The sequence below is a fragment of the Pseudomonas sp. AC255 genome (genome assembly GCF_979258175.1).
This window is the reverse complement of sequence record NZ_OZ409841.1, coordinates 5253287-5276648: the sequence shown is the minus strand read 5'-3', so window position 1 is coordinate 5276648 and position 23362 is coordinate 5253287. Positions and strand designations below refer to the sequence as shown.

Genomic DNA, 23362 nt, shown 5'->3' with positions numbered 1-23362 from the left:
AAGCCAGCTCCCACAGGGGCGGCGTTGATTTAAATGGGAGTGTATGAAGCGCTTCTCATGACACTTTTGTTTCAATCCACTCTTTAGCTGTGCAATGCTGGCGCCGAGACCGTTCGCCAACTACAGCTTAAGTATCAAAAACGTAGAAACCGCGCGGTGCCGTTCACTTGCCCCTCTGGGGCGCTGCTACTACAGGGGGTCTGCATGCTCACCCTGCTCAATCTGTTGTCCGCCGTCGCCCTGTTGATCTGGGGCACGCACATCGTCCGAACCGGCATCCTGCGGGTTTATGGCACCAATCTGCGACATGTCATCGGCCAGAACATGTCGAAGAAATGGCTGGCGTTCATCGCCGGTATTCTCGTCACCGCCATGGTGCAGAGCAGCAACGCCACGGCGATGCTGGTCACTTCGTTTGTCGGTCAGGGCCTGATGGCGCTGACCCCGGCGCTGGCGACCATGCTGGGCGCCGATGTCGGTACCGCGTTGATGGCGCGGGTGCTGACCCTCGATCTGTCGTGGCTGTCGCCGCTGCTGATTTTCCTCGGGGTGATTTTCTTTCTGTCGCGCAAACAGACGCGGCTCGGGCAGATGGGCCGGGTGTCGATCGGGTTGGGGCTGATCATTCTCGCCCTGCAATTGATCGTCGAGGCCGCCGCGCCGATTACGCACGCGCAAGGGGTGAAGGTGATTTTCGCCTCGCTGACCGGCGACATCCTCCTCGACGCCCTGGTTGGCGCCCTGTTCGCGATGATTTCCTACTCCAGCCTCGCCGCCGTGCTGCTCACCGCTACATTGGCCGGTGCTGCGGTGATCAGCTTGCCGGTGGCGATCGGTCTGGTGATCGGCGCCAATATCGGCAGCGGCATTCTTGCCTTCATGAGCACCAGCATGCAGAACGCCGCCGGCCGCCAGGTTGCGCTGGGCAGTCTGCTGTACAAACTGATCGGCCTGCTGCTGATCATCCCGGTACTCGACCCGCTGGTGCACTGGATCGACAGCCTCGATTTCAGCCCGCAGGAAATGGTCATCGGCTTCCACCTGCTCTACAACACCGCGCGCTGCCTGATCCTGCTGCCGAGCGTCGGGCCGATGGCGCGGCTTTGTGCGTGGCTGCTGCCAGAGCGGCCGGAGGTCAACGGCGCCGCCAAACCACGCCATCTCGACCCGACCGCGCTGGTCACGCCGAGCCTGGCGCTGGCCAATGCCGCGCGGGAAACTCTGCGCATGGGCGATCTGCTCGACAACATGCTCGACGCCTCCCTCGATGTGCTGCGCGGCAAGCAGACCGCCGTCACGCAGGAGATGCGCCGACTGACCGATGACGTCGAGGCGCTGTACAGCGCGATCAAGCTGTATCTGGCGCAGATGCCCCGCGAGGATCTCGGCGAGCACGACAGTCGGCGCTGGGCCGAGATCATCGAACTGGCGATCAACCTGAAACTCGCCGCCGACCTGATCGAGCGCATGCTGCGCAAGATCCAGCAGCAGAAGACTTCGCAGCGCCGTTCGTTTTCCGAAGAAGGCCTGGAAGATCTTGCCGGGCTGCAACAGCAACTGATCGCCAACCTGCGCCTGGGCCTGTCAGTGTTTCTCAGCGGCGACCGCGAAAGCGCGCGGCAGTTGTTACGGGAGAAACGCCGCTTTCGCGCGCAGGAACGGCGTCTGGCCCATGCGCATGTCAGCCGTTTGCAACGCAAGATCGTGCAGAGTCTGGAGACCAGCTCGCTGCATCTGGAGTTGATCGCCGACATGAAACGGCTCAATTCGCTGTTCTGCAGCAGCGCCTATGTGGTGCTGGAAACGGCGGACACCGGCGCGCTGGCGGTGGATGACATGGCCGACATTACGCATTCGCCTTGAACGTCTGAGGCTGGGGCCAGTCAGTTACAGTGGTTCAGCCTTGAGACCGTCATCGCTGGCAAGCCAGCTCCCACAGGGTTTTGTAAGCGCCGCAGATCCTTGTGGGAGCTGGCTTGCCAGCGATGGGGCCCTGACTGACGACACGGATCTCCAAATCAGCCGTATGGAAGCCTGTTATGCGTTGCCTGTTGTTTGCCTGTCTGTTGCTCGGTTCCCTGCCCGCCTTTGCCCTGGATCGGTTTCAGGTCGAAGGCTATGCGCTGCCCAATGGTTTGCAGCTGATGCTCAAACCAGGCACCGAGCGTGGGCATGTGGCGATCCGGTTGGTGGTCGGCGTTGGCCTGGATGACTTCGATTGCGACGAGAAAGAGCTGCCGCATTTGCTCGAACACTTGCTGTTCAGCGGTATCGACGCCACCGGCGAAGGTGGTCTGGAAGAACGCATGCAGGCGCTGGGCGGTGACTGGAATGCGTTCACCAGCAATGCCGACACCACGTTCGTCATCGAAGCCCCGGCGAAAAACCAGCGCAAGGTGCTCGACCTGCTGCTGGCGCTGCTGACCCAGACACGCATCGACGACAACGCAATCAACGCGGCGAAACGGGTGGTCGAGCGTGAGGACGGCGGGCACTACACCAGGCTGCAACGTTTCCTCGACCGTCAGGACCTCGGTCATACCGCGAGCAATCAACTGGCTGTCGAGCTGGGACTGAAATGCCCGCAGCGTGCCGAAGTCGGCCATCTGACTCAGGAACAACTGGAGAAGGTGCGCAAAGCCTGGTACGCGCCGAACAACATGACCCTGATCGTCGTCGGCGAACTCGACAAACTGCTGCCGGCCTATCTGGAGCGTACCTGGGGTGAGCTGGAGCCGGTCGAGCCGAGCGAGCATCGGGCGCTGCCGGACATCCGCACCAGCGCCGCCCATGAACGCACCCTCACCCGTGGATTTATCGGCGACAGCGCCAAGCTGCACTGGCTGGTGCCGGAACCGGTGCTCGACGATCAGTACGATCAGACGTTCGACATTCTCAAGGATTACCTCGACTGGGCGCTGTACCGGCAGATTCGTCTCAACCATGGCTTGTCGTACGGGCCGTGGGCCGAGCGCGAAGTGTTCGGCGGTGTCGGCTTCATGAGCCTCAACGCTGACCTGGATCGCGATGACGTCGACGAAGCCATCCAGGTGCTTGAAGACCTCAAGGCCGACCTGCTGCAAAACGGTCTCGACCCGAGCACCTTCGCCCGCATCAAGCAAGCCGCCATCGCTCACCAGGCCTGGGCCGTGCAGGGCAACAGCGCACTGGCGGACTATTACTGGAGCGCGCTGGCCGACTATCAGGATGGCCGCTTTGCCAATCCCGCGCGCGAGCTGCAAGGGGTGACGCTGGAAGCGGCGAACAAGGCGATGCGCGAGCTGCTGTTGCAGCCGGGGTATATCCGGATCGAGAAGCCGTTGATCAGTGATGATCAGGTGTTGTGGCTGGCTGCAGGCGGGGTCGGTCTGGTGCTGCTGATGTTGATCGGCTGGCGTGTGTATCGCCGCCACAAAATTGCTGGAAGCCATTAATCCTGTGGTGAGTGAGCACTTGTGGCGAGGTGATTTATCCCCGATGGGCTGCGCAGCAGCCCCAATAAGGGCAGCTCGGTATATCCAGACAAAATTCGCTCGCAGGATCTACGACGGCTGCGCCGCCGATCGGGGATAAATCCCCTCGCCACAGGGGGCATGCGGCGTTAACCTTTCCGGGATTTTCCCCATATCGTCGTGAACCGCCAAAATGCCAAAACTGACCCTCCTTATCCAGCGCCTTCTCGAGCTGATGAAGCGCTACCCCGGGTTGATCGCGGCGGGTGGTTTCATTTCCGGGGTCGGCAGTTTCATCCTCGTCGATCGCCAACAGGGGCTGGCCAGCTGGATCACGGTGATCATGCTGCTCAGCTGGATCTGGCTGATGCTGGAAAACACCCTGACCGGGCTGTTCACACGGATCTTCAAACGCGAAATTCCCCAGCCGCTGCTGCGCTACGCGACGCAGATGATCCATCAGGAAAGCCTGTTTTTCGTTCTGCCGTTCTTTTTCATCACCACCACGTGGAACAGCGGCCAGTTTGTCTTTACGGGGCTGCTCAGCGTTGCTGCACTGATCTCTATCGTCGATCCGCTGTACTACAAATGGCTGGCGCCACGGCGCTGGGCGTTTCTCGCGCTGCACACCCTGACCCTGTTCGCCGCCCTGCTCACTGCGTTGCCGGTGATCATGCACCTGACCACCGCGCAGAGTTTCAAATGGGCGCTGGGGATTGCCGTGCTGCTGTCGTTCCCGAGCCTGGCGTCGATCTTCCCGATCCGCACGGTGCGTAATGCCCTGGCGATTCTGTTCATTACTTTCGGCATCGGCGGCGTCGGTTGGGCGCTGCGTTCGTGGGTGCCGCCGGCAACGCTGTGGATGACCGACGTAGCGATCAGCACGCAGTTGCAGGATCGCACCCCCGGCGCCAGCCTCGACACCGTCAGTGCCGAGCAGATCCGCAGCGGCGGGCTCTACGCCTACACTGCGATCAACGCGCCGCGCGGTCTCGACGAGCGGATTTATCACGTGTGGACCTACAACGGCAAAGAGGTCGACCGCATCGCCCTCGACATCCATGGCGGGCGCAAGGAAGGCTACCGGGCGTGGACGCACAAACAGAATTTCCCCGGCAACCCGGCGGGCAAGTGGCAGGTGCGGGTGCTGACCGAGGATGGCCAGTTGATCGGCGTGCTGCGTTTCGCAATTACCGACAGCACACCGGCCAAAGAAAAGTAATCCGGTTCGTGCTATTACGTAGGATCTCGTAACGGCCGTACAAGCACGGAGCTTATGACCAGCAGCCCAACCCCGGCAGTGCCCATCTGGACACCGCGCTCAGCCCTGCCCGTCTGCGGGTCAGCGGCGACTGGACGCTCGCCCACTACACCGCGCTCAAGCATCTGAGCGAAAAGCTCCGCGGCCAGTACGACGCCAACACTTCCATCGATCTGAACGGCCTCGGTGCCCTCGACACCGCCGGCGCCTCGTTGCTGGTCGAGCTGCTCGGTTCCGAGCGCTTGGGCAAAACCGCCGAACACCCCGATTGCACCCTTTCGACGGCTGATCGCGCCTTGCTGCAAACCGTGTATTGCTCGCTGAGCGATTTCTGCGTGCCGATCAAGGAACCGGAAATCAGCGTCAGCGTGCAACTGCTGACGCGCATTGGCCGCGCGGTGGACAAGGTCTGGACCGACACGCTGCAACTGCTCGGCTTCGTCGGCCTGATTCTCGAAGTCATCGCCCGTGGTCTGTTGCGGCCCAAGCGCTGGCGCATTACGCCGATGATCGCGCACATCGAGCAGACCGGCCTCGACGCCGCGCCGATCGTGGCCTTGCTGACGTTTCTGGTCGGTGCGGTGGTGGCATTTCTCGGCGCCACGGTGCTGGCCAGTTTCGGCGCGACGATTTTCACTGTGGACCTGGTCGGCTTCTCGTTCCTGCGCGAATTCGGCGTGTTGCTCACGGCGATCCTGATGGCCGGGCGCACCGCCAGTGCATTCACCGCGCAGATCGGCTCGATGAAGGCCAACGAAGAAATCGACGCGATCCGCACCCTTGGCCTCGACCCGATCGAATTGCTGGTGGTGCCGCGTGTGCTGGCGCTGCTGGTGGCGCTGCCGATGCTGACGTTTCTGGCGATGCTCTCGGGGATCGTCGGCGGCGGTGTGGTCTGTGCGGTGTCGCTGGACATCTCGCCGGCGATGTTCCTCTCGCTGCTGCAATCGGACATCGGCATTCAGCATTTTCTGGTCGGGCTGGTGAAGGCGCCGATCTTCGCCTTCCTGATCGCGGCGATCGGTTGCCTGGAAGGCTTCAAGGTCAGCGGCAGCGCCGAATCGGTCGGCGCGCACACCACCTCCAGCGTGGTGCAGTCGATTTTCGTGGTGATCGTGCTTGATGCGGTGGCCGCGCTGTTTTTCATGGAGATGGGCTGGTGAGTCGTCTACCCCGCGCGCCCTCGGAGGCGGTGATCGAAGTCCGTGGCCTGTGCAATCGCTTCGGCCCGCAGAGCGTGCACGAGAACCTTGATCTGGACGTGTACAAGGGCGAGATCCTCGCCGTGGTTGGCGGCTCCGGTACCGGCAAATCGGTGCTGCTGCGCAGCATTGTCGGGCTGAATCGGCCCAGCGAAGGCATGGTCAAAGTCTTCGGCCAGAACCTGCCGAACCTGGCCGAGCATGAACGCTCGCTGATCGAACGCCGCTTCGGTGTGCTGTTCCAGAAAGGCGCGCTGTTCTCGTCGCTGACCGTGACCGAGAACGTCGCCCTGCCCCTGATCGAACACGCCGGCCTCAGTCGTCACGACGCCGAGCATCTAGCGGCGGTGAAACTGGCGCTGGCCGGGCTGCCGTTGTCGGCGGCGGACAAATACCCTGCGTCGCTGTCCGGCGGCATGATCAAGCGCGCGGCGCTGGCGCGGGCCTTGGCGCTGGATCCGGACATTCTGTTTCTCGACGAACCCACCGCCGGCCTTGATCCGATTGGCGCGGCGCAGTTCGATCAATTGATCCTGACCCTGCGTGATGCGTTGGGGCTGAGCGTGTTTCTGGTGACCCACGACCTCGACACGCTGTACACCATCACCGATCGCGTGGCGGTGCTGGCGCAGAAGAAAGTGCTGGTCGCCGGCCCTATCGACGACGTCTCGGAAACCGCCGACGCGTGGATTCACGAATACTTCCACGGCCCGCGCGGCCGCTCGGCGCTGGACGCCGCCAAACAGCTCAACGAGGTCTGATATGGAAACCCGAGCCCATCATGTGTTGATCGGCCTGTTCACGGTGATCGTCGTGGCCGGCGCCCTGCTCTTCGGCCTGTTTCTGGCCAAATCCAGCGTCGACACCGAGTTCAAGGATTACGAAGTGGTGTTCAACGAGGCGGTCAGCGGTCTGTCCAAGGGCAGTTCGGTGCAGTACAGCGGGATCAAGGTCGGTGACGTGGTCAGCCTGCGCCTTGACCCGCAGGACCCGCGTCGGGTGCTGGCGCGGATTCGTCTGGCGGGCGACACCCCGGTCAAGGAAGACACCCAGGCCAAACTGGCACTGACCGGCATCACCGGCACGTCGATCATTCAGCTCAGCGGCGGTACACCCGAGAGCCCGAAACTGCGCGGGCATGACGGCAAGCTGCCAACTCTGGTCGCCTCGCCCTCGCCTATCTCACGTCTGCTCAACGACAGCAGCGACTTGATGACCGGCATCAGCGCCCTGCTGCAGAACGCCAACCACATGTTCTCCGCGGAAAACGTCGAGCGTGTGAGCAAGACCCTTGCCCATCTGGAACAGACCACCGGCACCATCAATGACCAGCGCGGTGACATCAAACAAGCCATGCAGCAACTGGCGACCGTCGGCAAACAGGCCGGCAGCATGCTCGAGCAGACCTCACTGCTGATGCGCAACGCCAACGGCCTGCTCAACGATCAGGGCAAGCAGGCCTTGGGCAGCGCCGAACAGGCGATGAAGTCGCTGGAGCAAAGCAGCGTGACCATCAACGGCTTGCTCAGCAAAAACCAGAATTCGCTGGATAACGGCATGCAGGGCCTCAACGGCCTGGCCCCGGCGATTCGCGAACTGCGCGAGACGCTGACCTCGCTGCGCGCGATTTCCCAGCGCCTTGAGGCCAACCCCAGCGGCTACCTGCTGGGCAGCGACAAGAACAAGGAATTCACCCCATGAAACTGACTCGAATCGCCCTGCTCGGCGCTGGCCTGACCCTGATCGGCGCGTGCTCGATCTTGCCCAAGTCGGAACCTTCGGATGTTTACCGCCTGCCCGCTGCACCGGCGCCCGCCTCGGCCAGCCCGGCGACGGTTCAGCCGTGGTCGCTGCGCTTGAATAAATTGCAGGCCAGCGAAGCGCTGAACCGGCCGAGCATTGCCGTGATTCCGCAGGGCGATGTGATCAGCTCCTACAAGGGCTCGCGCTGGAGCGATCCGGCGCCGGTACTGCTGCGCAATCGTCTGCTCGATGGATTCCAGCGTGATGGTCGAGTGACGCTGCTGAGCACCGACGACAGCAACTTTCAGGCGGATCTGGAACTGGGCGGCAGTTTGCAGGCGTTTCAGACCGAATATCAGGGCACCCAGGCCGGCGTTGTGGTGCGGGTTGATGCGTTGCTGGTGCGTGGCTATGACCAGCGAATTCTGGCCAGTCGCCGCTTTGAAGAGCGCCAGGCGCTGAATGATGTGCAGGTGCCGGCGGTGGTCGCCGGGTTTGGCCAGGCCAGTGATCGCCTTACGGCCAAGGTTGTGGCCTGGGCCGTGGAGCAAGGCCAGAAACTGGCCCCCAAAGGCCTTAAGCCCAACACAATCCCTGTGGGAGCGGGCTTGCCCGCGATGGCGGTGTGTCAGCTACCAGATATTTCGGATGTGCTTCCCTCATCGCTGGCAAGCCAGCTCCCACAGGGTTCTTTATCAACCAAAGAACCAGTAGCAGACGCCAATCGCGCCGAGTACACCGGCCAACTCGGCCAACAACGCACAACCCACTGCATGCCGTGCGCGCTGAATCCCCACCGCGCCGAAGTACACCGCCAGCACATAGAACGTGGTTTCGGTACTGCCCTGCACCGTCGCCGCGACCAGCGCCGGGAAGCTGTCGACGCCGGAGGTCTGCATGGTCTCGATGAGCATCGCCCGCGCGGCGCTGCCGGAAAACGGTTTGACCATCGCCGTCGGCAGCGCATCGACGAAGCGCGTGTCCCAGCCGGCCCACTCGACCAGATGACGAATACCGTCCAGGCCGAAATCCAGCGCACCAGAGGCGCGCAACACGCCAACCGCACAGAGCATCGCCACCAGATACGGCAAGAGGTTCTTCGCCACATCGAAGCCCTCTTTCGCGCCTTCGACGAACGCCTCGTAAACCTTGACCTTGCGCAGCGCACCGATCAGCAAGAACAGCATGATCAAGCCGAACAACGTGAGATTGCCGAGGATCGACGACAATCCCGCCAGCGCCGTTGCAGATAGTGTGCCGAGCAGGGCCATGAAGCCGCCGAGAATCAGCGCGCCGGGCACCAGATAGGCGAGCACCACCGGGTCCCAGATGCGCAGGCGTTGCATGAAGGCAACGGAGAGGAAGCCGACGATGGTCGAGCAACTGGTCGCCAGCAGAATCGGCAGGAACACCAGCGTCGGATCCGGCGCGCCTTGCTGGGCGCGGTACATGAAGATGGTCACGGGCAGCAGGGTCAGCGACGAGGCGTTGAGCACCAGAAACAGGATCTGCGCGTTGCTGGCGATGGTGGCGCTGGGGTTGAGCTCCTGCAGCGCTTTCATGGCTTTCAGGCCGATCGGCGTGGCGGCGTTGTCCAGGCCCAGACCGTTGGCGGCGAAGTTCAGCGTGATCAGGCCAAGGGCAGGGTGGCCGGCCGGGACTTCCGGCATCAGCCGCAGAAACAGCGGGCCGAGGACCTTGGCCAGCCACTCGACGATCCCGGCCTTTTCGGCGATGCGCAGAAAGCCCAGCCACAGGGTGAGGGTGCCGAACAGCAGCACCATGACTTCGACCGACAGCTTGGCCATGGCGAAAATGCTTTCCACCATCGCCGCAAAGATCCCGGCGTTGCCGCCGATCAGCCACTGCGCCAGCGCCGACACGGCTGCCACGATGAAGAAGCCAAGCCACAGGCCATTAAGCATCAGTCAAATCCCCCGAAGAATGCGGCGAATGATAGCGGGGTCGCCAGAAACGACAAACCCCGGATTTCTCCAGGGTTCGTATGGATCTGCCGCCCCCCGATTTACTGGGTGGCCTCAATCTACTGTAGGAGCTGCCGAAGGCTGCGATCTTTTGATTTTGTTTTTTAAAAGCAAGATCAAAAGATCGCAGCCTGCGGCAGCTCCTACAGGGGGTGTCAGTTCTTGGAAATCTCGCCAGCCGGCAGTTTTTCCTTGCTGCGCCAGTGCGGCAGGGAATTCCAGTAACGCTCGCCCTTGGCGTCGTCGTACATGCCTTCCCAGCGCGCGATAACCAGCACTGCCAAGGCATTACCGATCACGTTCAGTGCAGTACGCGCCATGTCCATGATGCGGTCGACACCAGCGATAAACGCCAGGCCTTCAAGCGGAATGCCGACGCTGCCCAGAGTCGCCAGCAGCACTACGAAAGACACGCCCGGTACACCGGCGATGCCTTTGGAGGTGACCATCAGCGTCAACACCAGCAGCAGTTGCTGGCTGATCGACAGGTCAATGCCGTACAGCTGGGCAATGAAGATCGCCGCGATCGACTGGTACAGGGTCGAGCCGTCGAGGTTGAACGAGTAACCGGTCGGTACCACGAAGCTGCAGATGGCTTTCGGCGCGCCGTAGGCTTCCATCTTCTCGATGACACGTGGCAGCACGGTTTCCGAGGAAGCGGTGGAGTAGGCCAGCACCAGCTCATCCTTGAAGATGCGCATCAGCTTGAGCACCGAGAAGCCGAACAGCTTGGCGATCAGGCCCAGCACGACGAAGGCGAAGAAGGCGATGGCGACGTAAACCAGAATCACCAGTTTTGCCAGCGGCAACAGCGAAGCGAAGCCGAAATTGGCGACGGTCACCGCGATCAGTGCGAATACGCCAATCGGAGCGTAGTTCATGATCATGTGGGTGACTTTGAACATGCTTTCCGAAACGCCCTGGAACATCTTTACCAGCGGCTCGCGCAGGTCCGACTGCAGGCTCGACAGGCCGAGACCGAACAGTACGGAGAAGAAGATGATCGGCAGCATTTCGCCGCGAGCCATGGCCGCGAAGATGTTCGACGGGATCAGGTTGAGGATGGTCTCGATGAACGCATGTTCATGTTGCACTTCGGCGGCGGTCGCCTGGTACTTGGAGATATCCACCGTGCCCAGAGTGCTCATGTCGATGCCGGTGCCCGGATGGAACACGTTGGCCAGCACCAGGCCGACGACGATGGCGATGGTGGTGACGATCTCGAAATAGATGATCGTCTTCAGGCCGATACGCCCGAGCTTCTTGGCGTCGCCCACGCCAGCGATGCCGACGATCAGCGAGGAAATGACGATCGGGATCACGATCATCTTGATCAGACGGATAAAGATATCGCCTGCCGGTTGCAGGACGTTGCTGATCCACCAGGCCTTCTCGGCGCTGAAGTGATTGAGCAACGCACCCAGTGCAATCCCCAGAACCAGACCGATGAGGATCTGCCAGGCGAGGCTGATTTTTGCCTTCTTCATTATCTTTACCCTTACTTGCGTTTGACTCAGGCACATGCAGGAACTGGAACGCTCATCAGCGGAAAAGTCTGTGCATCTGCCTCCGTATAAGGTGCCCCGAAGCGCGTGTTTACGGCTCTTCGGCAGGCGAAAAAAGGCGCAACTATTCCGATGCAAGGTGGCGCCGTCTAATGCCGTAAACGCCTACCCTATGCCGAATCGGCATGAGCTTTTTCAATTGAAACTGGCGTCCCAAGCGGTTCGATTGTGACATTTCAGCCGGCATAAGTGCCGTGAACCGGCCATTACAGCTTAGGGCGGTCAAATTTTGTACAGCGGGAATTGGCGGAAATTTCCGGAAAAACTCCAAATCGAAAGACTAGGAGTCACACGAATCGAGCGCGATCTTTGTCGATATACGGTCGTCAGGAAACACCGCGAAATGTTTTTCCGCACAGTGTCGACGATTCAAAGAAGGGGATTGGCGCGCTGGATCAATGGTTTAGCTGATTCAAAGCCCAGCGCAGATTCGTCAGACCATCGGGTCGACGAACCTGCGGCGCAGCTTTACCCTGACCCGGCCCTTGCGCAGGTACTCCCTGTACCCGTAGGTCACTCCGACCGTGCATCAGTCAGAACGTCCCGGCCCCCTGGTCATGCACCGACCCTCATCGGGCGGTGCAATGGAAAGCAGCGGGGCGCTGCTTTCGTGTTCGAAACCTTTGCGCGTCCTGCGTCAGTACCACTTCGGATCTTTCTTCAGGGTTTCCATCAGCAGATCCTGCATGCCCTGATCAGGTTTGCCGAAGAAGCGATAAGTCGCGTGTCGCGTCGGCGACTTGTCTTGCGGCAGACCTTCCGGCACATCGACCAGCATGGCGTAGGCGTCATCCTTGTCGAAGCTGAAGGCCACGATCAAACGGTGATTCAGGCACTTGTCCTGACTCTCGCAGAGCGGGCCGACCAGATACTGATCGCCATCTTCCGTAACGGCATGCATCTGTTGCTCGGAGGTGCCGGACAGGTTGATCACCCATTCCGGTACGCGCTCTTCCTTTTTGATCACGCCTTCCCAGGTTTCACGGTACTGCGCGTCGGAGGCGAGCAGTTCGTTGACCCGGGTCTGGCCGTCATTGGCCGCCATGGCCATGGTACTGCCGCCCAGAAGCAGGGCGGCGGCCAATGTCTTGAGACCGATCATCGTTAACCTCGGCCGCGACGGCCAAAGAAGAAGGAAGCGATGAACATCACCAAGAACACGACAAAGAGAATCTTGGCGATACCCGTGGCGGTGCCCGCGATACCACCGAAGCCCAGAACGGCGGCGATGATGGCAATGATCAAGAATGTAATTGCCCAGCTCAACATGGTGATTCTCCTTACTTCTCTATTTAGGGGTGTTTCCGGTTTCCGGCGCTACGCGCCCGAATGTATTCACTGACTTAGAAAACCCAGCGCTCTTCCCGTGGCAATTGATCCAGCGGTTGCGCCTGGTCGACATCGATCATGTGCATCGAAGCGTTTTCAGCCTGGCTGCTGCTCACGGCACTGAAGTGCGTCTGAGTGCTGTGCTGCATCGAAATCAATGGCTCGGGTTTACGGCTGTTTTCCCAGCTCATGTACTGCTGGCAGACGATCAGGGTGATCAGCAACGCCAGTACACCGAACAGACCTTGCTGGATCTGCAGTGGCGAAATACGTACTTGGGCGGCGATTGGGCGAGTCATCCTGTGTTCCTCACGCTTGTTCTGTTGGGGCAGTGCTGTTCTGCCCGGGCTGAGTGAGGTATTGCAGCCTGCATGCCAGTTTTTTGATGTCAGAAATTATCAATAAAAACAATAAGTTACGTACTCTTCGGAAATTTCCTGCGACGCATCCTGCACGATGGCTCTTCTGCGGTCGTGCGCAATGCACGATTATTTCGTGGGAAATTTCGATGATATGGAATTGCTACCGGTACGCAGATGTCAGAAGAGGACGCAGGATCTGCCCTGCAAAACGCCGAATGTTTTAAAACTCAACGAAATCAATGAATTGGCCGTTATGGCAGTAGAGAGCTACCCTCCTATGGCTGGTATCGTTCAGAATCAACCATGCAACTTGCCCGATTTTTCCGGGACTAACCCAAGACTAATCACTATGGAGCGTAGGAAAAATGGAATCTGCCACTGAGCAACAAGGCCGCATTCTGCTGGTGGACGATGAATCCGCCATCCTGCGTACGTTTCGTTATTGCCTCGAAGACGAAGGCTATACGGTAGCCACCGCCAATAGCGCGGCCCAAGCCGATGCTTTGCTGCAACGTCAGGTCTTCGACCTGTGCTTCCTCGATTTGCGTCTGGGCGAGGACAACGGTCTCGACGTTCTTGCACAGATGCGCATTCAGGCGCCGTGGATGCGCGTAGTGATCGTCACTGCCCATTCGGCGGTCGACACTGCGGTTGATGCCATCCAGGCTGGCGCCGCCGATTATCTGGTCAAGCCGTGCAGCCCTGATCAACTGCGCTTGGCCACCGCCAAGCAACTGGAAGTGCGCCAGCTCTCCGCGCGCCTTGAAGCGCTGGAAGGCGAGATCCGCAAACCGAAAGACGGTCTTGATTCCCACAGCCCGGCGATGAAAGTCGTGCTGGAAACGGCCCGTCAGGTCGCAAGCACCGACGCCAACATTCTTATCCTTGGCGAGTCCGGCACGGGTAAAGGTGAACTGGCCCGTGCGATCCACGGCTGGAGCAAGCGCGAGAAGAAATCCTGCGTCACTATCAACTGCCCGTCGCTGACTGCCGAACTGATGGAAAGCGAGCTGTTCGGCCATAGTCGTGGCGCGTTTACCGGTGCCAGTGAAAGCACCTTGGGGCGTGTTAATCAGGCTGATGGCGGCACGCTGTTTCTCGACGAGATCGGCGACTTTCCTCTGACTTTGCAACCCAAGTTGCTGCGCTTCATTCAGGACAAGGAGTACGAGCGGGTCGGCGACCCGGTCACTCGCCGCGCCGATGTGCGCATCCTCGCCGCCACCAACCTCAACCTCGAAGACATGGTCCGCGACGGACGTTTCCGCGAAGACCTGCTCTATCGTCTCAACGTCATCACCCTGCATCTGCCGCCATTGCGCGAGCGCGCCGAAGACATCCTGACCCTTGCCGATCGCTTCCTCGCACGCTTCGTCAAAGAGTACGCGCGCCCAGCGCGCGGCTTCAGCGATGAGGCGCGCGAAGCATTGCTCGGTTATCGCTGGCCGGGCAACATTCGCGAACTGCGCAACGTGGTCGAGCGAGCAAGCATCATCTGCCCGCAGGAACGCGTTGAAATCAGCCACCTGGGCATGGCCGAACAACCGGCCAACAACGCGCCACGGGTCGGCGCGGCACTGAGCCTGGACGAGCTGGAGAAAGCGCACATCGGCGCGGTTCTGGCCACCGCCGGCACTCTGGATCAAGCGGCGAAAACCCTCGGCATCGACGCCTCGACCCTGTATCGCAAACGCAAGCAGTACAACCTGTGAGCACTGCGCGATGAAACTGGCGATCAAGCTGCGCACGCGCCTGTTCCTGAGCATTTCTGCGTTGATCACCGTGGCCTTGCTCGGGCTCTTGCTCGGGCTGGTCAGCGTGATGCAGATGGCCGGGTCGCAGGAAGCGTTGGTGCGCAGCAACTTTGTCACTCTGGATCTGGGCCTCAAGCTGCGCCAGACCCTCGGTGATCAATTGATCATCATGCTCGCCGAGAAGCCCGACCCCGTCGCGTTCGAAGCGTCCAAGCAGCACTACTTCGAGTTGCTCGACCAAGGCATCGCCCAGCAGCAGGAGGGCGATGGCCAGCCTTACGGTTTCCGCCAGGCCAAGGCCGATTACCTGAACTTCCTCGCCTCATTCGACGTGACTGCCGAAGCGGCAAAGAACGCCAGCACTAGCACGGATTTCCGCGAGCGTTTCAACATTCTGCGTAATGGGTTGATTGCTGAGCACAAGCACGCGCTGGACAGTATCAATGAGGTGCAGCACGCCGCTCGCGAACGCGCCCTGCTGATAGCCGGGCTGCTTGGCCTGGTCGGGCTGGCAGTGCTGATCATCGGTTTTGTCACGGCGCAGGGCATTGCTCGGCGCTTCGGCGCACCGATCGAAGCGCTGGCCAAGGCTGCCGACAACATCGGCCAGGGCAACTATGACGTGACTCTGCCGATTTCCACGGCCATGGAAGTCAACCTGCTGTCGCGGCGCTTCGGCCTGATGGCCGAGGCGTTGCGCGAACACCAGGCGATGAATGTCGACGAACTGTTGGCCGGTCAGCAGCGCTTGCAAGCGGTGCTCGATAGTATCGACGACGGTTTGTTGATGATTGACCGCCAGGGCCAGCTCGAGCACCTCAACCCTGTTGCTCAGCGCCAGTTGGGCTGGGAAGACGATCGACTGGGCCAAGGCTTGGGCACCGCGCTCGGCCGCCCGGAACTGGATGCGCAACTGCAATTGGTCCTGCGCGGCGGCACGCTGGAGCGGGCGCCGGAAGATCTGAGCATCGAAGTCGATGGCGAATCGCGCCTGCTGACTTACAGCCTGACGCCGGTCAGTCATACCCAAGGACATATTCTCGGTGCGGTGATGGTGCTGCACGACGTCACCGAGCAACGCGCGTTCGAGCGCGTGCGCAGTGAGTTTGTCTTGCGCGCTTCCCATGAGCTGCGCACGCCGGTCACCGGCATGCACATGGCTTTCGGGCTGTTTCGCGAGCGGGCCAAGTTCCCGGTGGAATCGCGCGAAGCTGACCTGCTGGATACGGTCAACGAAGAAATGCAGCGGCTGATGCAATTGATCAACGACTTGCTGAATTTCTCGCGCTACCAGAACGGTCTACAGAAACTCACCCTGGCGCCATGTTCCATTGAGGACCTGCTGGAGCAGGCGCAACTGCGCTTTGCTGACGTGGCTGCGGCCAAAGGTGTTGCGCTGAACGTCGAGATTCAAGGCCCGCTGCCGAGGTTGCAGGCTGATCAGGCGCAACTCGATCGAGTCCTCGACAACCTGATCGACAACGCCTTGCGCCATACCGCCCGCGACGGGCAGATCCGTCTGCAGGCGCGCCGCCATGGCGAGCGGGTGATCATCAGCGTCGAAGACAATGGCGAAGGCATTGCCTACGGCCAGCAGGGGCGGATTTTCGAGCCGTTCGTGCAGGTCGGGCGCAAGAAGGGCGGCGCCGGGCTCGGCCTGGCGCTGTGCAAGGAAATCGTCCAGTTGCACGGCGGGCGCATGGGCGTCTACTCGCGGCCTGGGCAGGGCACCCAGTTCTACATGGCGCTGGCCGTTTAAGCCTCGTCGTCCATACGCCGCCCGGCCAGGCGTCGACCTCGGGTGATCAGTTCGATGAATTGCACGGCGCTCAAGGCGTGGGCGAACAGCCAGCCCTGACCGAACTTGACCCCCTCACTGCTGAGCAGCGCTGCCTGGGATTCCAGCTCGATGCCTTCGGCAATCACTTTCAGATCCAGCGCCTGCGCCATGTGAATGATGTGCGGAGCGACGCCGCTGCTCGCCGCGTCATGGCCCAGCGCATCGATGAACGCCTTGTCGATCTTCAGGCAGTCCACCGGCAAGGTCTGCAGATAGGCAAGGCTGCAATAGCCGGTGCCGAAATCATCGATCAGCACCTGATGGCCAACGTCGCGCAAGGCTTGCAGGTTTTCCCGCGCCACCACTACATCGATCAGACCGCGTTCGGTCACTTCGAAGGCTATCTGCCGCGCGGCGACACGGTGCAGCGCCAGCAGCCGCGCCATGACCTGGCCGATGCGCGGCACCATGACATCGCAGGCCGCGAGGTTCACCGAGATATACAGCTGCGGATTGGCGCGCAGTAACTGGCCCAGTTGTTCGAGCAGACGCTGCAACACGAAGTCGGTCATCTGCCGGATCTGCCCGGTGTTCTCCGCCATGGGAATGAACAGGTCGGGGCTGGTCAGGGTGCCGTCCGGGCGCCGCCAGCGCAGCAGCGCTTCGGCGCCGACGCAGTGGCGGCTGTCGAGGTCGAAGATCGGCTGATACAGCACCTGCAACTCACCCCGGCGGATCGCCCCGTGCAGCTCGGCATCCAGTGACTGGCGCTGACGCACCAGCAGCAAGGTCAGAAAGCCGACAACGGCGCCGGCGATCAGGCACACCGGCAACAGCCACCACCACACAGCCGGGACGTGCATGCCCGTGCGCGGCGTGATCAGCACCAATTGATATTCCGGGTTGTCGGTGGGCATGCGATAGATCAGCCGCGTTTGTGTGACTTGCAGCGCATCACGGCTCTTCGGTGGCCAGGGTTCGGTCGGTGGCCAGGTCTGTGCGGTGCCGAGCACCGGAATCGCGCGAGTGCCGTGATCGAGTACCACCAGCAGGCTGCTGCCGGGCGACAGATCGACCATGTCGGTCAAATGTCCGCGCGAGGTAGCGACACGGAAGTTACCGCGCCCGAGCATCAGTGCCGCGCGGTTTTCATCGGGTTCGGTGGTGGTATTCAGCCAATAGCTGTAGGTCGGGCCCTGAATGTCCGGCGCACGCACCAACGACAGACCTTCCTGGCGCGGACGGTTGGAGCAGAATCGCGAAGCGTCCATATATGCCGCTTCATAGACGAAGCGGTAGTTGAAGGTGACTTGCTGCAGGGTCGCGATCATTTCTTCGTCGCAGCCACGCAAGGGCTGGGCTTCAAGATCGTCGAGACTTTCGCGCAACTGACCGAACAATTGTTCGAGGCGAGCAAGGAAACGCTCGCCCTGGGCGTTCATTTCCTGGCTCTCGCGCATTTCCATCTGGCGTATCGCTGCGAACATACCGCCGGCGATCAACAGGCTGGCGCTGAGGACAGCCGCGATCATCGCCAAAAAGCAGGGCGATAAAACCAGCTACGCAGCGTCTCTCGGGTCGCAGCCATCAAGGATTTTCCGAAGAATTACCATGAGTTATAGCTGCTGATTGCGATTTCGCCCTGACCGTCGGGCGGGCGTCATTATTTTGTCTGATTGAGGACCAGAAGAAGTGCTGCGGTTTGCGCATCCGGCGTGCCGTCGAAGCGAGCAGGGCGGTAATGCATCTGGAACGCGGCGAGGACATGGCGCGTGGCGACGTCCAGTTCGCCGGTTTGCGGCGTGTCGTAACCCAGGCGCGCAAGTTGCGCCTGGAACCAGCCTGGTTCCGGCAGCGGACTGCTGTTGAACACGGCTTGCTGACGCGCTACCGCTTGCTCGTTCGGCCACAGACCCAACCCTTCATCAGCGAGACGTTTCCACGGAAACAATGGCCCCGGATCAAGCTTGCGCAGCGGCGCGATGTCGCTGTGACCGATGATGTGCCGCGGGCTGATGCCGTTGCGCTTGCTGATGTCCTTGAGCAGGGTGATCAACGATTCGATCTGCGCTTCGCTGTACGGATACCACAGGCGCCCGGTCGGGGTGTCCTTGTAGCCGGGATTGACGATTTCGATGCCGATGGAACTGGAGTTCAGCCAGGTACGGCCCTGCCACTGACTTTCGCCGGCGTGCCAGGCGCGCTGGTTTTCATCCATCAGCTTGTAGATTGTGGCGTTGTTGTCATCGCCGATCAGGTAATGGCTGCTGACGTCGCCATGGGTCAGCAATTGCAGCGAACGCTCCAGCGACGCCGAGGTGTAATGCACCACAACGAACTGGATGCGGCTGTCGTAATTGGCCGAAGGGTGGCTGGTGTCATAGCGCGGACCGCTGGCGCAACCAGCGAGGACGAGCAGCGAGGCAACAAGGGCAAGGAATTTCATGGCAGGGGACGATACGCTGAAAACGATAATGCAACAGTGTAACGTACGGATTTGCTCAGAGTCCGCCAGCGGGCGGATTTAAACAAAATGGAACAATTGCCTTAGCCGAGCTCCACTCGGTTGCGCCCGGCGTTTTTTGCCCTATACAGCGCCTGATCGGCTCTTTTCAACACAAGATCGCTGTGTTCTCCGACCCTGAACGATGCCAATCCCATGGAAATCGTAATGGTCACTCGCTCGCCTTTGAAATGAAACGGGCAGGCTTCGATCGCCGCGCGCAGGGTTTCCAGCAGTTTTGCGCCCACCGCTGGCGGCGTCGCCGGCAGCAACAGCACGAACTCTTCACCGCCGAAACGGGCGATGAAATCCGAGCCGCGCAGGCGCTTGCGCAGCACTGTGGCGATGATCTTCAGGACTTTGTCGCCCGCCAGATGGCCATAGCTGTCGTTGATCCGCTTGAAGTGATCGAGGTCGAGCATGGCCAGGCTGAGGGTGTTGCCGTGCTGCTGCCATTGCTGGATTTCATGCTCCAGGCGTTCACTCCACGCCGCGCGGTTAGGCAGGCCGGTCAACGGATCGATCAGGGCTTTCTGCCGCTGCTCTTCAAGATGTTCACGGAAGCCCATGGCTTCCTGCTCCATATGCGCCACGCGCTCCGACAGGCTCTTCAATCTGGCGGCGACTTCCTGCTCGCGGGCGTCGCGCTGCTTCTGGTGCTGATCCATCGTTCCCAGCAGGCCTTCCAGATGATTCTCCAGCACATGCTTGAGGTCATCGAGGTCGGCTGCTTGCTGGACGCTGCTCTGCAAGCCGTCGACCTGCTCGCGAATCTGCGTGTCCATGGCCCGCGCCGCCGAGCTGTTGTCGGCATGCCCTTCGCTGGCCGCTTGCAGGTTGCTCTGGAACGCTTCAAGGCGTTCGTTGAGCTGTTGCAGATAGGCTTCGAATTCGTGCTGACCGCTATCGGTAATCGCCAGCATCAAAGTTGCAAGATCGTCGAGGATCGGCAGCAGTTCGTACCAGTTCAACCCATGTTTGAGTCGTTCGCGCATGGCTTCGGCTTGCGGCCGGTGACGCTCGGGCAGGGTCAGGTCATCGAGCAGGCCGATCAGCGTGTCTTCGATGTGTCTGGCCACGGAGCTGTAGGACGGCTCCGGAGAATCCGGCAGCGCGAAGAGGATGTCGTGTTCCGACTGCTCCGGGTCGATAGCGGCCAAGGCTTGAGCGATTGGCTCGGGCAAGGGCAGGCTGTCGAGGAGCAGCGGCGAGGGATCGCCGGGGTGGATCAATTCATCGGGGTTGAACGCCTCGGTTGCTGGCGCAGCGACGGTCATCTCGGCGTCCGCGGCGGGTTCAACTTGCGCTAGCTCGGCTTCAACGACGACCACAGGCGCAGCGAACGCAACGACTTGCGGCACATCAGGCGGGGTCTGGGCGGGCGTTTCGATGATGGTCGCGGGCGCTGCGATCGCTGGCTCCGCGTTGGCCACCGGTGCCGATTGCGCAGGCTCCGGTTCAGGCTGCCGGGCTTCGACCGGCTGCGGCACTGGTGTTGCTGGTATGTCGGCCGCCGGTGCAACGGCTTCTTCACCGTCGCGACTACCAAACAAACGCTGCAACAACCCCGGCCGACCCGGCTCGGCAGGCGTTTCCAACTGACTCAAGGCCTTGCCCTGCAAGCCACTGAGTTCGCTCAGCAGCAGTGGCATTTCCCGCGCCTGACCGACGCGGCTGTCCAGTTGTTTGGCAAATTTCTTCAGCGGTTGCGCGACTTCGCGCGGCAGCGGTAAAGCCTGCAACTGGGTGACCAGCGCGGTCAGCGCGGTGCTGACCTGATCGATGCGGGTCTCGCGGCGCTGCTCGGAGTCGAGCACGGCTTTTTCCAGGCGCGGCAGCAGGGCGGCGAGGCCAGCGTCCATGTCATCGGTACGCACCACTTCGCGCATTTCTTTCATGCACTGATCAACGACCTTGTCGGTGCCTTCGGCCGCCAGCGTGCTGCGCACCAGACCGCGCCGCAGCAGGTCGAGTCGCGCGGCCCAGCGGCGTTCGAGCTTGTCCTGCTGTTCGATGCTCTTGAGGTACTTCTCTTTCCAGCGCTGGGCGTCGTCGCTCATTCACAGGTTCCGCGAGGGGCAGGGCTCAACGCGGGCAATGCGTCGGCCGTGAGCGAACCCGGCAGACGAATTTCCACCGCGACCGGCAGGTGATCGGAAATGGGCTGGGCCAGTACCTCGACCTTTTCCAGGGTCAGGGTCGGGCTGAGCAGAATATGATCAAGGCAACGCTGTGGGCGCCAGCTGGGGAAGGTCGCTTCCACCTGCGGGGCCAGCAGGCCGAGATCGCGTAATGGCGAGTGTTCGAGCAGGTCGCTGGCATGGGTATTCATGTCGCCCATCAGCACCTGATGCTTGTAACCGCTGATCAAATCACGAATGTAGGCCAGTTGCAGGCTGCGGGTCCGCGCGCCGAGGGCCAAGTGCATCATTACCACCACCAGCGCTTCCGGACCTTCGCCGAAGCGCAGCAGGATCGCGCCGCGACCTTTCGGGCCGGGCAGCGGATGATCCTCGATCGCCCACGGCTTCAGGCGACTGAGCACGCCATTGCTGTGCTGGGCCAGTCGACCGAGGTTGCGATTGAGTTGTTGATACCAGTAGGGAAAGGCGCCGAGATGGGCCAGATGTTCGACCTGATTGACGTAGCCCGAACGCAGGCTGCCGCCATCGGCTTCCTGCAGGGCGACCAGATCGAAGTCGCCGAGCAGGTCACCGATCTTCTGCAGATTGCCGGAACGCCCGGTGTGCGGCAGCAGATGCTGCCAGCTGCGGGTCAGGTAATGCCGATAGCGCTCGGTGCTGATGCCGACCTGAATGTTGAAACTGAGCAAGCGCAGACGCTGGTCTGCGGGCAGGCCCGTAGACGCCAGATGATGCTCGTTGACCTGCGGATCATGCAGGCCAACGATGCGTTCGGACTTCCAGCGGCGCATGGCGAATGCCGCGCTTAGTTGGCAGCAGCCTTGTTAGCCGCTCGCTCTTTGGCGACCAGATCGTCAGCCAGCTTCAATGCTTGCTCGGCACCACCGGCAGAGCCGATGTCGAAGCGGTATTTACCATTGACGATCATGGTTGGCACGCCAGTGATTTCGTACTTCTTCGCCAGCTCACGGGCCTTGACGATCTGGCCTTTGATAGCGAACGAGTCGAAAGTGGCGAGGAACTTGTCCTTGTCCACGCCTTGAGTGGCGAGGAAGTCAGCCATGTCATTCTTGTCGGTGAGCTTCTTGTGTTCTTTCTGGATCGCGTTGAACACGGCGTTGTGCACCTGGTGCTCGACACCCATGGCTTCCAGAGTCAGGAACATCTGGCCGTGAGCGTCCCATGGGCCGCCGAACATGGCGGGAATGCGCACGAAGTTGACGTCGGACGGCAGTTTTTCAACCCATGGATTGATCACTGGCTCAAAAGCGTAGCAATGCGGGCAGCCGTACCAGAACAGCTCGACCACTTCGATCTTGCCAGGCTTTGCAACCGGCACCGGATTGGCCAGTTCGACATAAGGGGCGGCAGGGGCTTCAGCGGCCTGGGCGGTGACGCCGAACAGGCTGGCAGCGACGAGGGCGGCGCTGATGATCAGATTACGCATGCTTTACTCCTGAACAATTTGGGTCGCCTCGCTCGACCTGTTGCGACACAGATCCTGGCGGGCATGAGTGCTGTAGTGTAACGGCAGCGGCCACAAAAAAGGGCGGCCAAAGCCACCCTTTTTATACTTGCTGCGAAGGATTAATCGAGCGTTAACGTGGCAGGCGTTACGCGCCTCGTGCAACCCTCGAATCAGGGTCTCAGTGCAAGCCCTGGATGTAGCTGGAAACCGCAGCGATGTCTTCGTCGCTCAGCTTGCGTGCGATGGTGCGCATGGTCATTGCGTCGCCGTCGTTGGCGCGACCGCCTTCTTCCTTGCGGAAATCGGTCAGTTGCTTGGCGATGTATTGCGCATGCTGGCCACCCAGGTGCGGGAAGCCTGCTGCAGCATTGCCGGCACCGTTCGGCGAATGGCAGCCGGTGCAGGCTGGCAGGCCTTTTTCCAGGTTGCCGCCACGGAACAGCGCTTCACCGCGAGCGACGATCTTCGGATCGGCGGCGCCGACGCTGCCTTTCTGGCTGGCGAAGTACGCAGCGATGTCGGCCAGATCCTGGTCATTCAGGTTGGTCAGCAGCCCGGTCATTTCCAGCACTACGCGCTTGCCCGACTTGATGTCGTGCAATTGCTTGTCGAGGTAGCGTTCACCCTGACCTGCCAGTTTCGGAAAGTTTGGCGCCATGCTGTTGCCGTCCGGGCCATGGCAGGCTCCGCACACGGCAGCTTTGGCCTGGCCTGCTGCGGCATCGCCGGCAGCATGGGCGACACCTGAAATTCCCACGGTCAACAGCAGACTCACGATCAATTTGTTCATCAGCTAATCCAACTACGGCTAAGG

General features: G+C 61.0%; 18 protein-coding genes and 2 pseudogenes. 9 read left to right on the top strand and 11 right to left on the bottom strand.

The window, feature by feature from the left end:
- Window positions 1-204 precede the first annotated feature (204 nt).
- The 7 genes and pseudogenes from ACZZ0K_RS23730 to ACZZ0K_RS23700 all read left to right on the top strand — a co-directional run.
- Entirely contained in the window at window positions 205-1863 is a 1659-nt protein-coding gene (locus tag ACZZ0K_RS23730; RefSeq protein ID WP_110599651.1) for a Na/Pi cotransporter family protein, read from the top strand.
- Window positions 1864-2039: 176 nt separating this feature from the next.
- Window positions 2040-3434, top strand: coding sequence for a M16 family metallopeptidase (locus ACZZ0K_RS23725; RefSeq protein WP_252882932.1), 1395 nt, complete (start codon window positions 2040-2042; stop codon window positions 3432-3434).
- 211 nt (window positions 3435-3645) lie between these two features.
- The gene (locus ACZZ0K_RS23720; protein ID WP_252887070.1) at window positions 3646-4674 is read left to right on the top strand and encodes a DUF5924 family protein; all 1029 of its coding nucleotides are present in this window, start codon (window positions 3646-3648) and stop codon (window positions 4672-4674) included.
- A gap of 86 nt (window positions 4675-4760) precedes the next feature.
- On the top strand, window positions 4761-5876 hold the full coding sequence (locus ACZZ0K_RS23715) for an ABC transporter permease (RefSeq protein ID WP_463559811.1): 1116 nt from the start codon (window positions 4761-4763) through the stop codon (window positions 5874-5876).
- Window positions 5873-6676 carry an ABC transporter ATP-binding protein gene (locus tag ACZZ0K_RS23710; RefSeq protein WP_122612880.1) on the top strand — a complete coding sequence of 268 codons (804 nt, stop codon included), beginning with the start codon at window positions 5873-5875 and terminating at the stop codon, window positions 6674-6676. Before ACZZ0K_RS23715 ends, ACZZ0K_RS23710 begins: the two co-directional genes overlap by 4 nt.
- A 1-nt stretch (window position 6677) precedes the next feature.
- Window positions 6678-7616, top strand: coding sequence for an MlaD family protein (locus ACZZ0K_RS23705; protein WP_016772359.1), 939 nt, complete (start codon window positions 6678-6680; stop codon window positions 7614-7616).
- Window positions 7613-8227: pseudogene (locus ACZZ0K_RS23700) on the top strand (ABC-type transport auxiliary lipoprotein family protein); the annotation flags it as partial. The gene ACZZ0K_RS23705 and the pseudogene ACZZ0K_RS23700, both read left to right, overlap by 4 nt.
- A 126-nt stretch (window positions 8228-8353) precedes the next feature.
- On the opposite strand, the gene ACZZ0K_RS23695 reads toward ACZZ0K_RS23700, so the two are convergent.
- The 5 genes from ACZZ0K_RS23695 to ACZZ0K_RS23675 all read right to left on the bottom strand — a co-directional run bounded on the left by ACZZ0K_RS23695 (window position 8354) and on the right by ACZZ0K_RS23675 (window position 12836).
- Window positions 8354-9583, bottom strand: coding sequence for a nucleoside recognition domain-containing protein (locus ACZZ0K_RS23695; RefSeq protein ID WP_095182301.1), 1230 nt, complete (start codon window positions 9581-9583; stop codon window positions 8354-8356).
- Between the two features lie 215 nt (window positions 9584-9798).
- The gene (gene gltP, locus ACZZ0K_RS23690; RefSeq protein WP_039757150.1) at window positions 9799-11130 is read right to left on the bottom strand and encodes a glutamate/aspartate:proton symporter GltP; all 1332 of its coding nucleotides are present in this window, start codon (window positions 11128-11130) and stop codon (window positions 9799-9801) included.
- Window positions 11131-11845: 715 nt separating this feature from the next.
- Entirely contained in the window at window positions 11846-12310 is a 465-nt protein-coding gene (locus ACZZ0K_RS23685) for an inhibitor of vertebrate lysozyme family protein (protein WP_258707403.1), read from the bottom strand.
- Window positions 12311-12312: 2 nt separating this feature from the next.
- Window positions 12313-12477 carry a DUF1328 domain-containing protein gene (locus tag ACZZ0K_RS23680; RefSeq protein ID WP_003177151.1) on the bottom strand — a complete coding sequence of 55 codons (165 nt, stop codon included), beginning with the start codon at window positions 12475-12477 and terminating at the stop codon, window positions 12313-12315.
- A gap of 74 nt (window positions 12478-12551) precedes the next feature.
- Window positions 12552-12836, bottom strand: coding sequence for a hypothetical protein (locus ACZZ0K_RS23675; protein ID WP_024014979.1), 285 nt, complete (start codon window positions 12834-12836; stop codon window positions 12552-12554).
- A 428-nt stretch (window positions 12837-13264) separates the two neighbouring features.
- Between ACZZ0K_RS23675 and algB the strand changes: the two genes are divergently transcribed.
- Both algB and ACZZ0K_RS23665 read left to right on the top strand, forming a co-directional pair.
- Complete coding sequence (gene algB, locus ACZZ0K_RS23670; RefSeq protein WP_024014980.1) at window positions 13265-14611, top strand: sigma-54-dependent response regulator transcription factor AlgB; 1347 nt, start codon at window positions 13265-13267, stop codon at window positions 14609-14611.
- A gap of 10 nt (window positions 14612-14621) precedes the next feature.
- Window positions 14622-16412, top strand: coding sequence for an ATP-binding protein (locus tag ACZZ0K_RS23665; RefSeq protein ID WP_258707404.1), 1791 nt, complete (start codon window positions 14622-14624; stop codon window positions 16410-16412).
- Here ACZZ0K_RS23665 and ACZZ0K_RS23660 read toward each other — a convergent pair.
- The 6 genes and pseudogenes from ACZZ0K_RS23660 to ACZZ0K_RS23635 all read right to left on the bottom strand — a co-directional run bounded on the left by ACZZ0K_RS23660 (window position 16409) and on the right by ACZZ0K_RS23635 (window position 23338).
- A pseudogene (locus tag ACZZ0K_RS23660) lies at window positions 16409-18021 on the bottom strand (EAL domain-containing protein). The gene ACZZ0K_RS23665 and the pseudogene ACZZ0K_RS23660 overlap by 4 nt on opposite strands.
- Before the next feature lie 75 nt (window positions 18022-18096).
- Complete coding sequence (locus ACZZ0K_RS23655) at window positions 18097-18879, bottom strand: N-acetylmuramoyl-L-alanine amidase (RefSeq protein WP_258707405.1); 783 nt, start codon at window positions 18877-18879, stop codon at window positions 18097-18099.
- Window positions 18880-18980: 101 nt separating this feature from the next.
- Entirely contained in the window at window positions 18981-20996 is a 2016-nt protein-coding gene (locus ACZZ0K_RS23650) for a GGDEF domain-containing protein (RefSeq protein ID WP_252885089.1), read from the bottom strand.
- Window positions 20993-21871: an endonuclease/exonuclease/phosphatase family protein gene (locus ACZZ0K_RS23645; protein ID WP_024014985.1), complete on the bottom strand. Its 879-nt coding sequence runs from the start codon at window positions 21869-21871 to the stop codon at window positions 20993-20995. Before ACZZ0K_RS23645 ends, ACZZ0K_RS23650 begins: the two co-directional genes overlap by 4 nt.
- A gap of 14 nt (window positions 21872-21885) precedes the next feature.
- Window positions 21886-22527, bottom strand: coding sequence for a thiol:disulfide interchange protein DsbA/DsbL (locus ACZZ0K_RS23640; RefSeq protein WP_016772349.1), 642 nt, complete (start codon window positions 22525-22527; stop codon window positions 21886-21888).
- Window positions 22528-22726: 199 nt separating this feature from the next.
- Entirely contained in the window at window positions 22727-23338 is a 612-nt protein-coding gene (locus tag ACZZ0K_RS23635; protein WP_122506337.1) for a c-type cytochrome, read from the bottom strand.
- Window positions 23339-23362 lie beyond the last annotated feature (24 nt).

Coding starts and splice junctions, on each gene's coding strand:
- ACZZ0K_RS23730 (WP_110599651.1), top strand. CDS start 205: ATGCTCACCCTGCTCAATCTGTTGTCCGCCGTCGCCCTGTTGATCTGG.
- ACZZ0K_RS23725 (WP_252882932.1), top strand. CDS start 2,040: ATGCGTTGCCTGTTGTTTGCCTGTCTGTTGCTCGGTTCCCTGCCCGCC.
- ACZZ0K_RS23720 (WP_252887070.1), top strand. CDS start 3,646: ATGCCAAAACTGACCCTCCTTATCCAGCGCCTTCTCGAGCTGATGAAG.
- ACZZ0K_RS23705 (WP_016772359.1), top strand. CDS start 6,678: ATGGAAACCCGAGCCCATCATGTGTTGATCGGCCTGTTCACGGTGATC.
- ACZZ0K_RS23695 (WP_095182301.1), bottom strand. CDS start 9,583: ATGCTTAATGGCCTGTGGCTTGGCTTCTTCATCGTGGCAGCCGTGTCG.
- gltP (WP_039757150.1), bottom strand. CDS start 11,130: ATGAAGAAGGCAAAAATCAGCCTCGCCTGGCAGATCCTCATCGGTCTG.
- ACZZ0K_RS23685 (WP_258707403.1), bottom strand. CDS start 12,310: ATGATCGGTCTCAAGACATTGGCCGCCGCCCTGCTTCTGGGCGGCAGT.
- ACZZ0K_RS23680 (WP_003177151.1), bottom strand. CDS start 12,477: ATGTTGAGCTGGGCAATTACATTCTTGATCATTGCCATCATCGCCGCC.
- ACZZ0K_RS23675 (WP_024014979.1), bottom strand. CDS start 12,836: ATGACTCGCCCAATCGCCGCCCAAGTACGTATTTCGCCACTGCAGATC.
- algB (WP_024014980.1), top strand. CDS start 13,265: ATGGAATCTGCCACTGAGCAACAAGGCCGCATTCTGCTGGTGGACGAT.
- ACZZ0K_RS23665 (WP_258707404.1), top strand. CDS start 14,622: ATGAAACTGGCGATCAAGCTGCGCACGCGCCTGTTCCTGAGCATTTCT.
- ACZZ0K_RS23655 (WP_258707405.1), bottom strand. CDS start 18,879: ATGAAATTCCTTGCCCTTGTTGCCTCGCTGCTCGTCCTCGCTGGTTGC.
- ACZZ0K_RS23650 (WP_252885089.1), bottom strand. CDS start 20,996: ATGAGCGACGACGCCCAGCGCTGGAAAGAGAAGTACCTCAAGAGCATC.
- ACZZ0K_RS23645 (WP_024014985.1), bottom strand. CDS start 21,871: ATGCGCCGCTGGAAGTCCGAACGCATCGTTGGCCTGCATGATCCGCAG.
- ACZZ0K_RS23640 (WP_016772349.1), bottom strand. CDS start 22,527: ATGCGTAATCTGATCATCAGCGCCGCCCTCGTCGCTGCCAGCCTGTTC.
- ACZZ0K_RS23635 (WP_122506337.1), bottom strand. CDS start 23,338: ATGAACAAATTGATCGTGAGTCTGCTGTTGACCGTGGGAATTTCAGGT.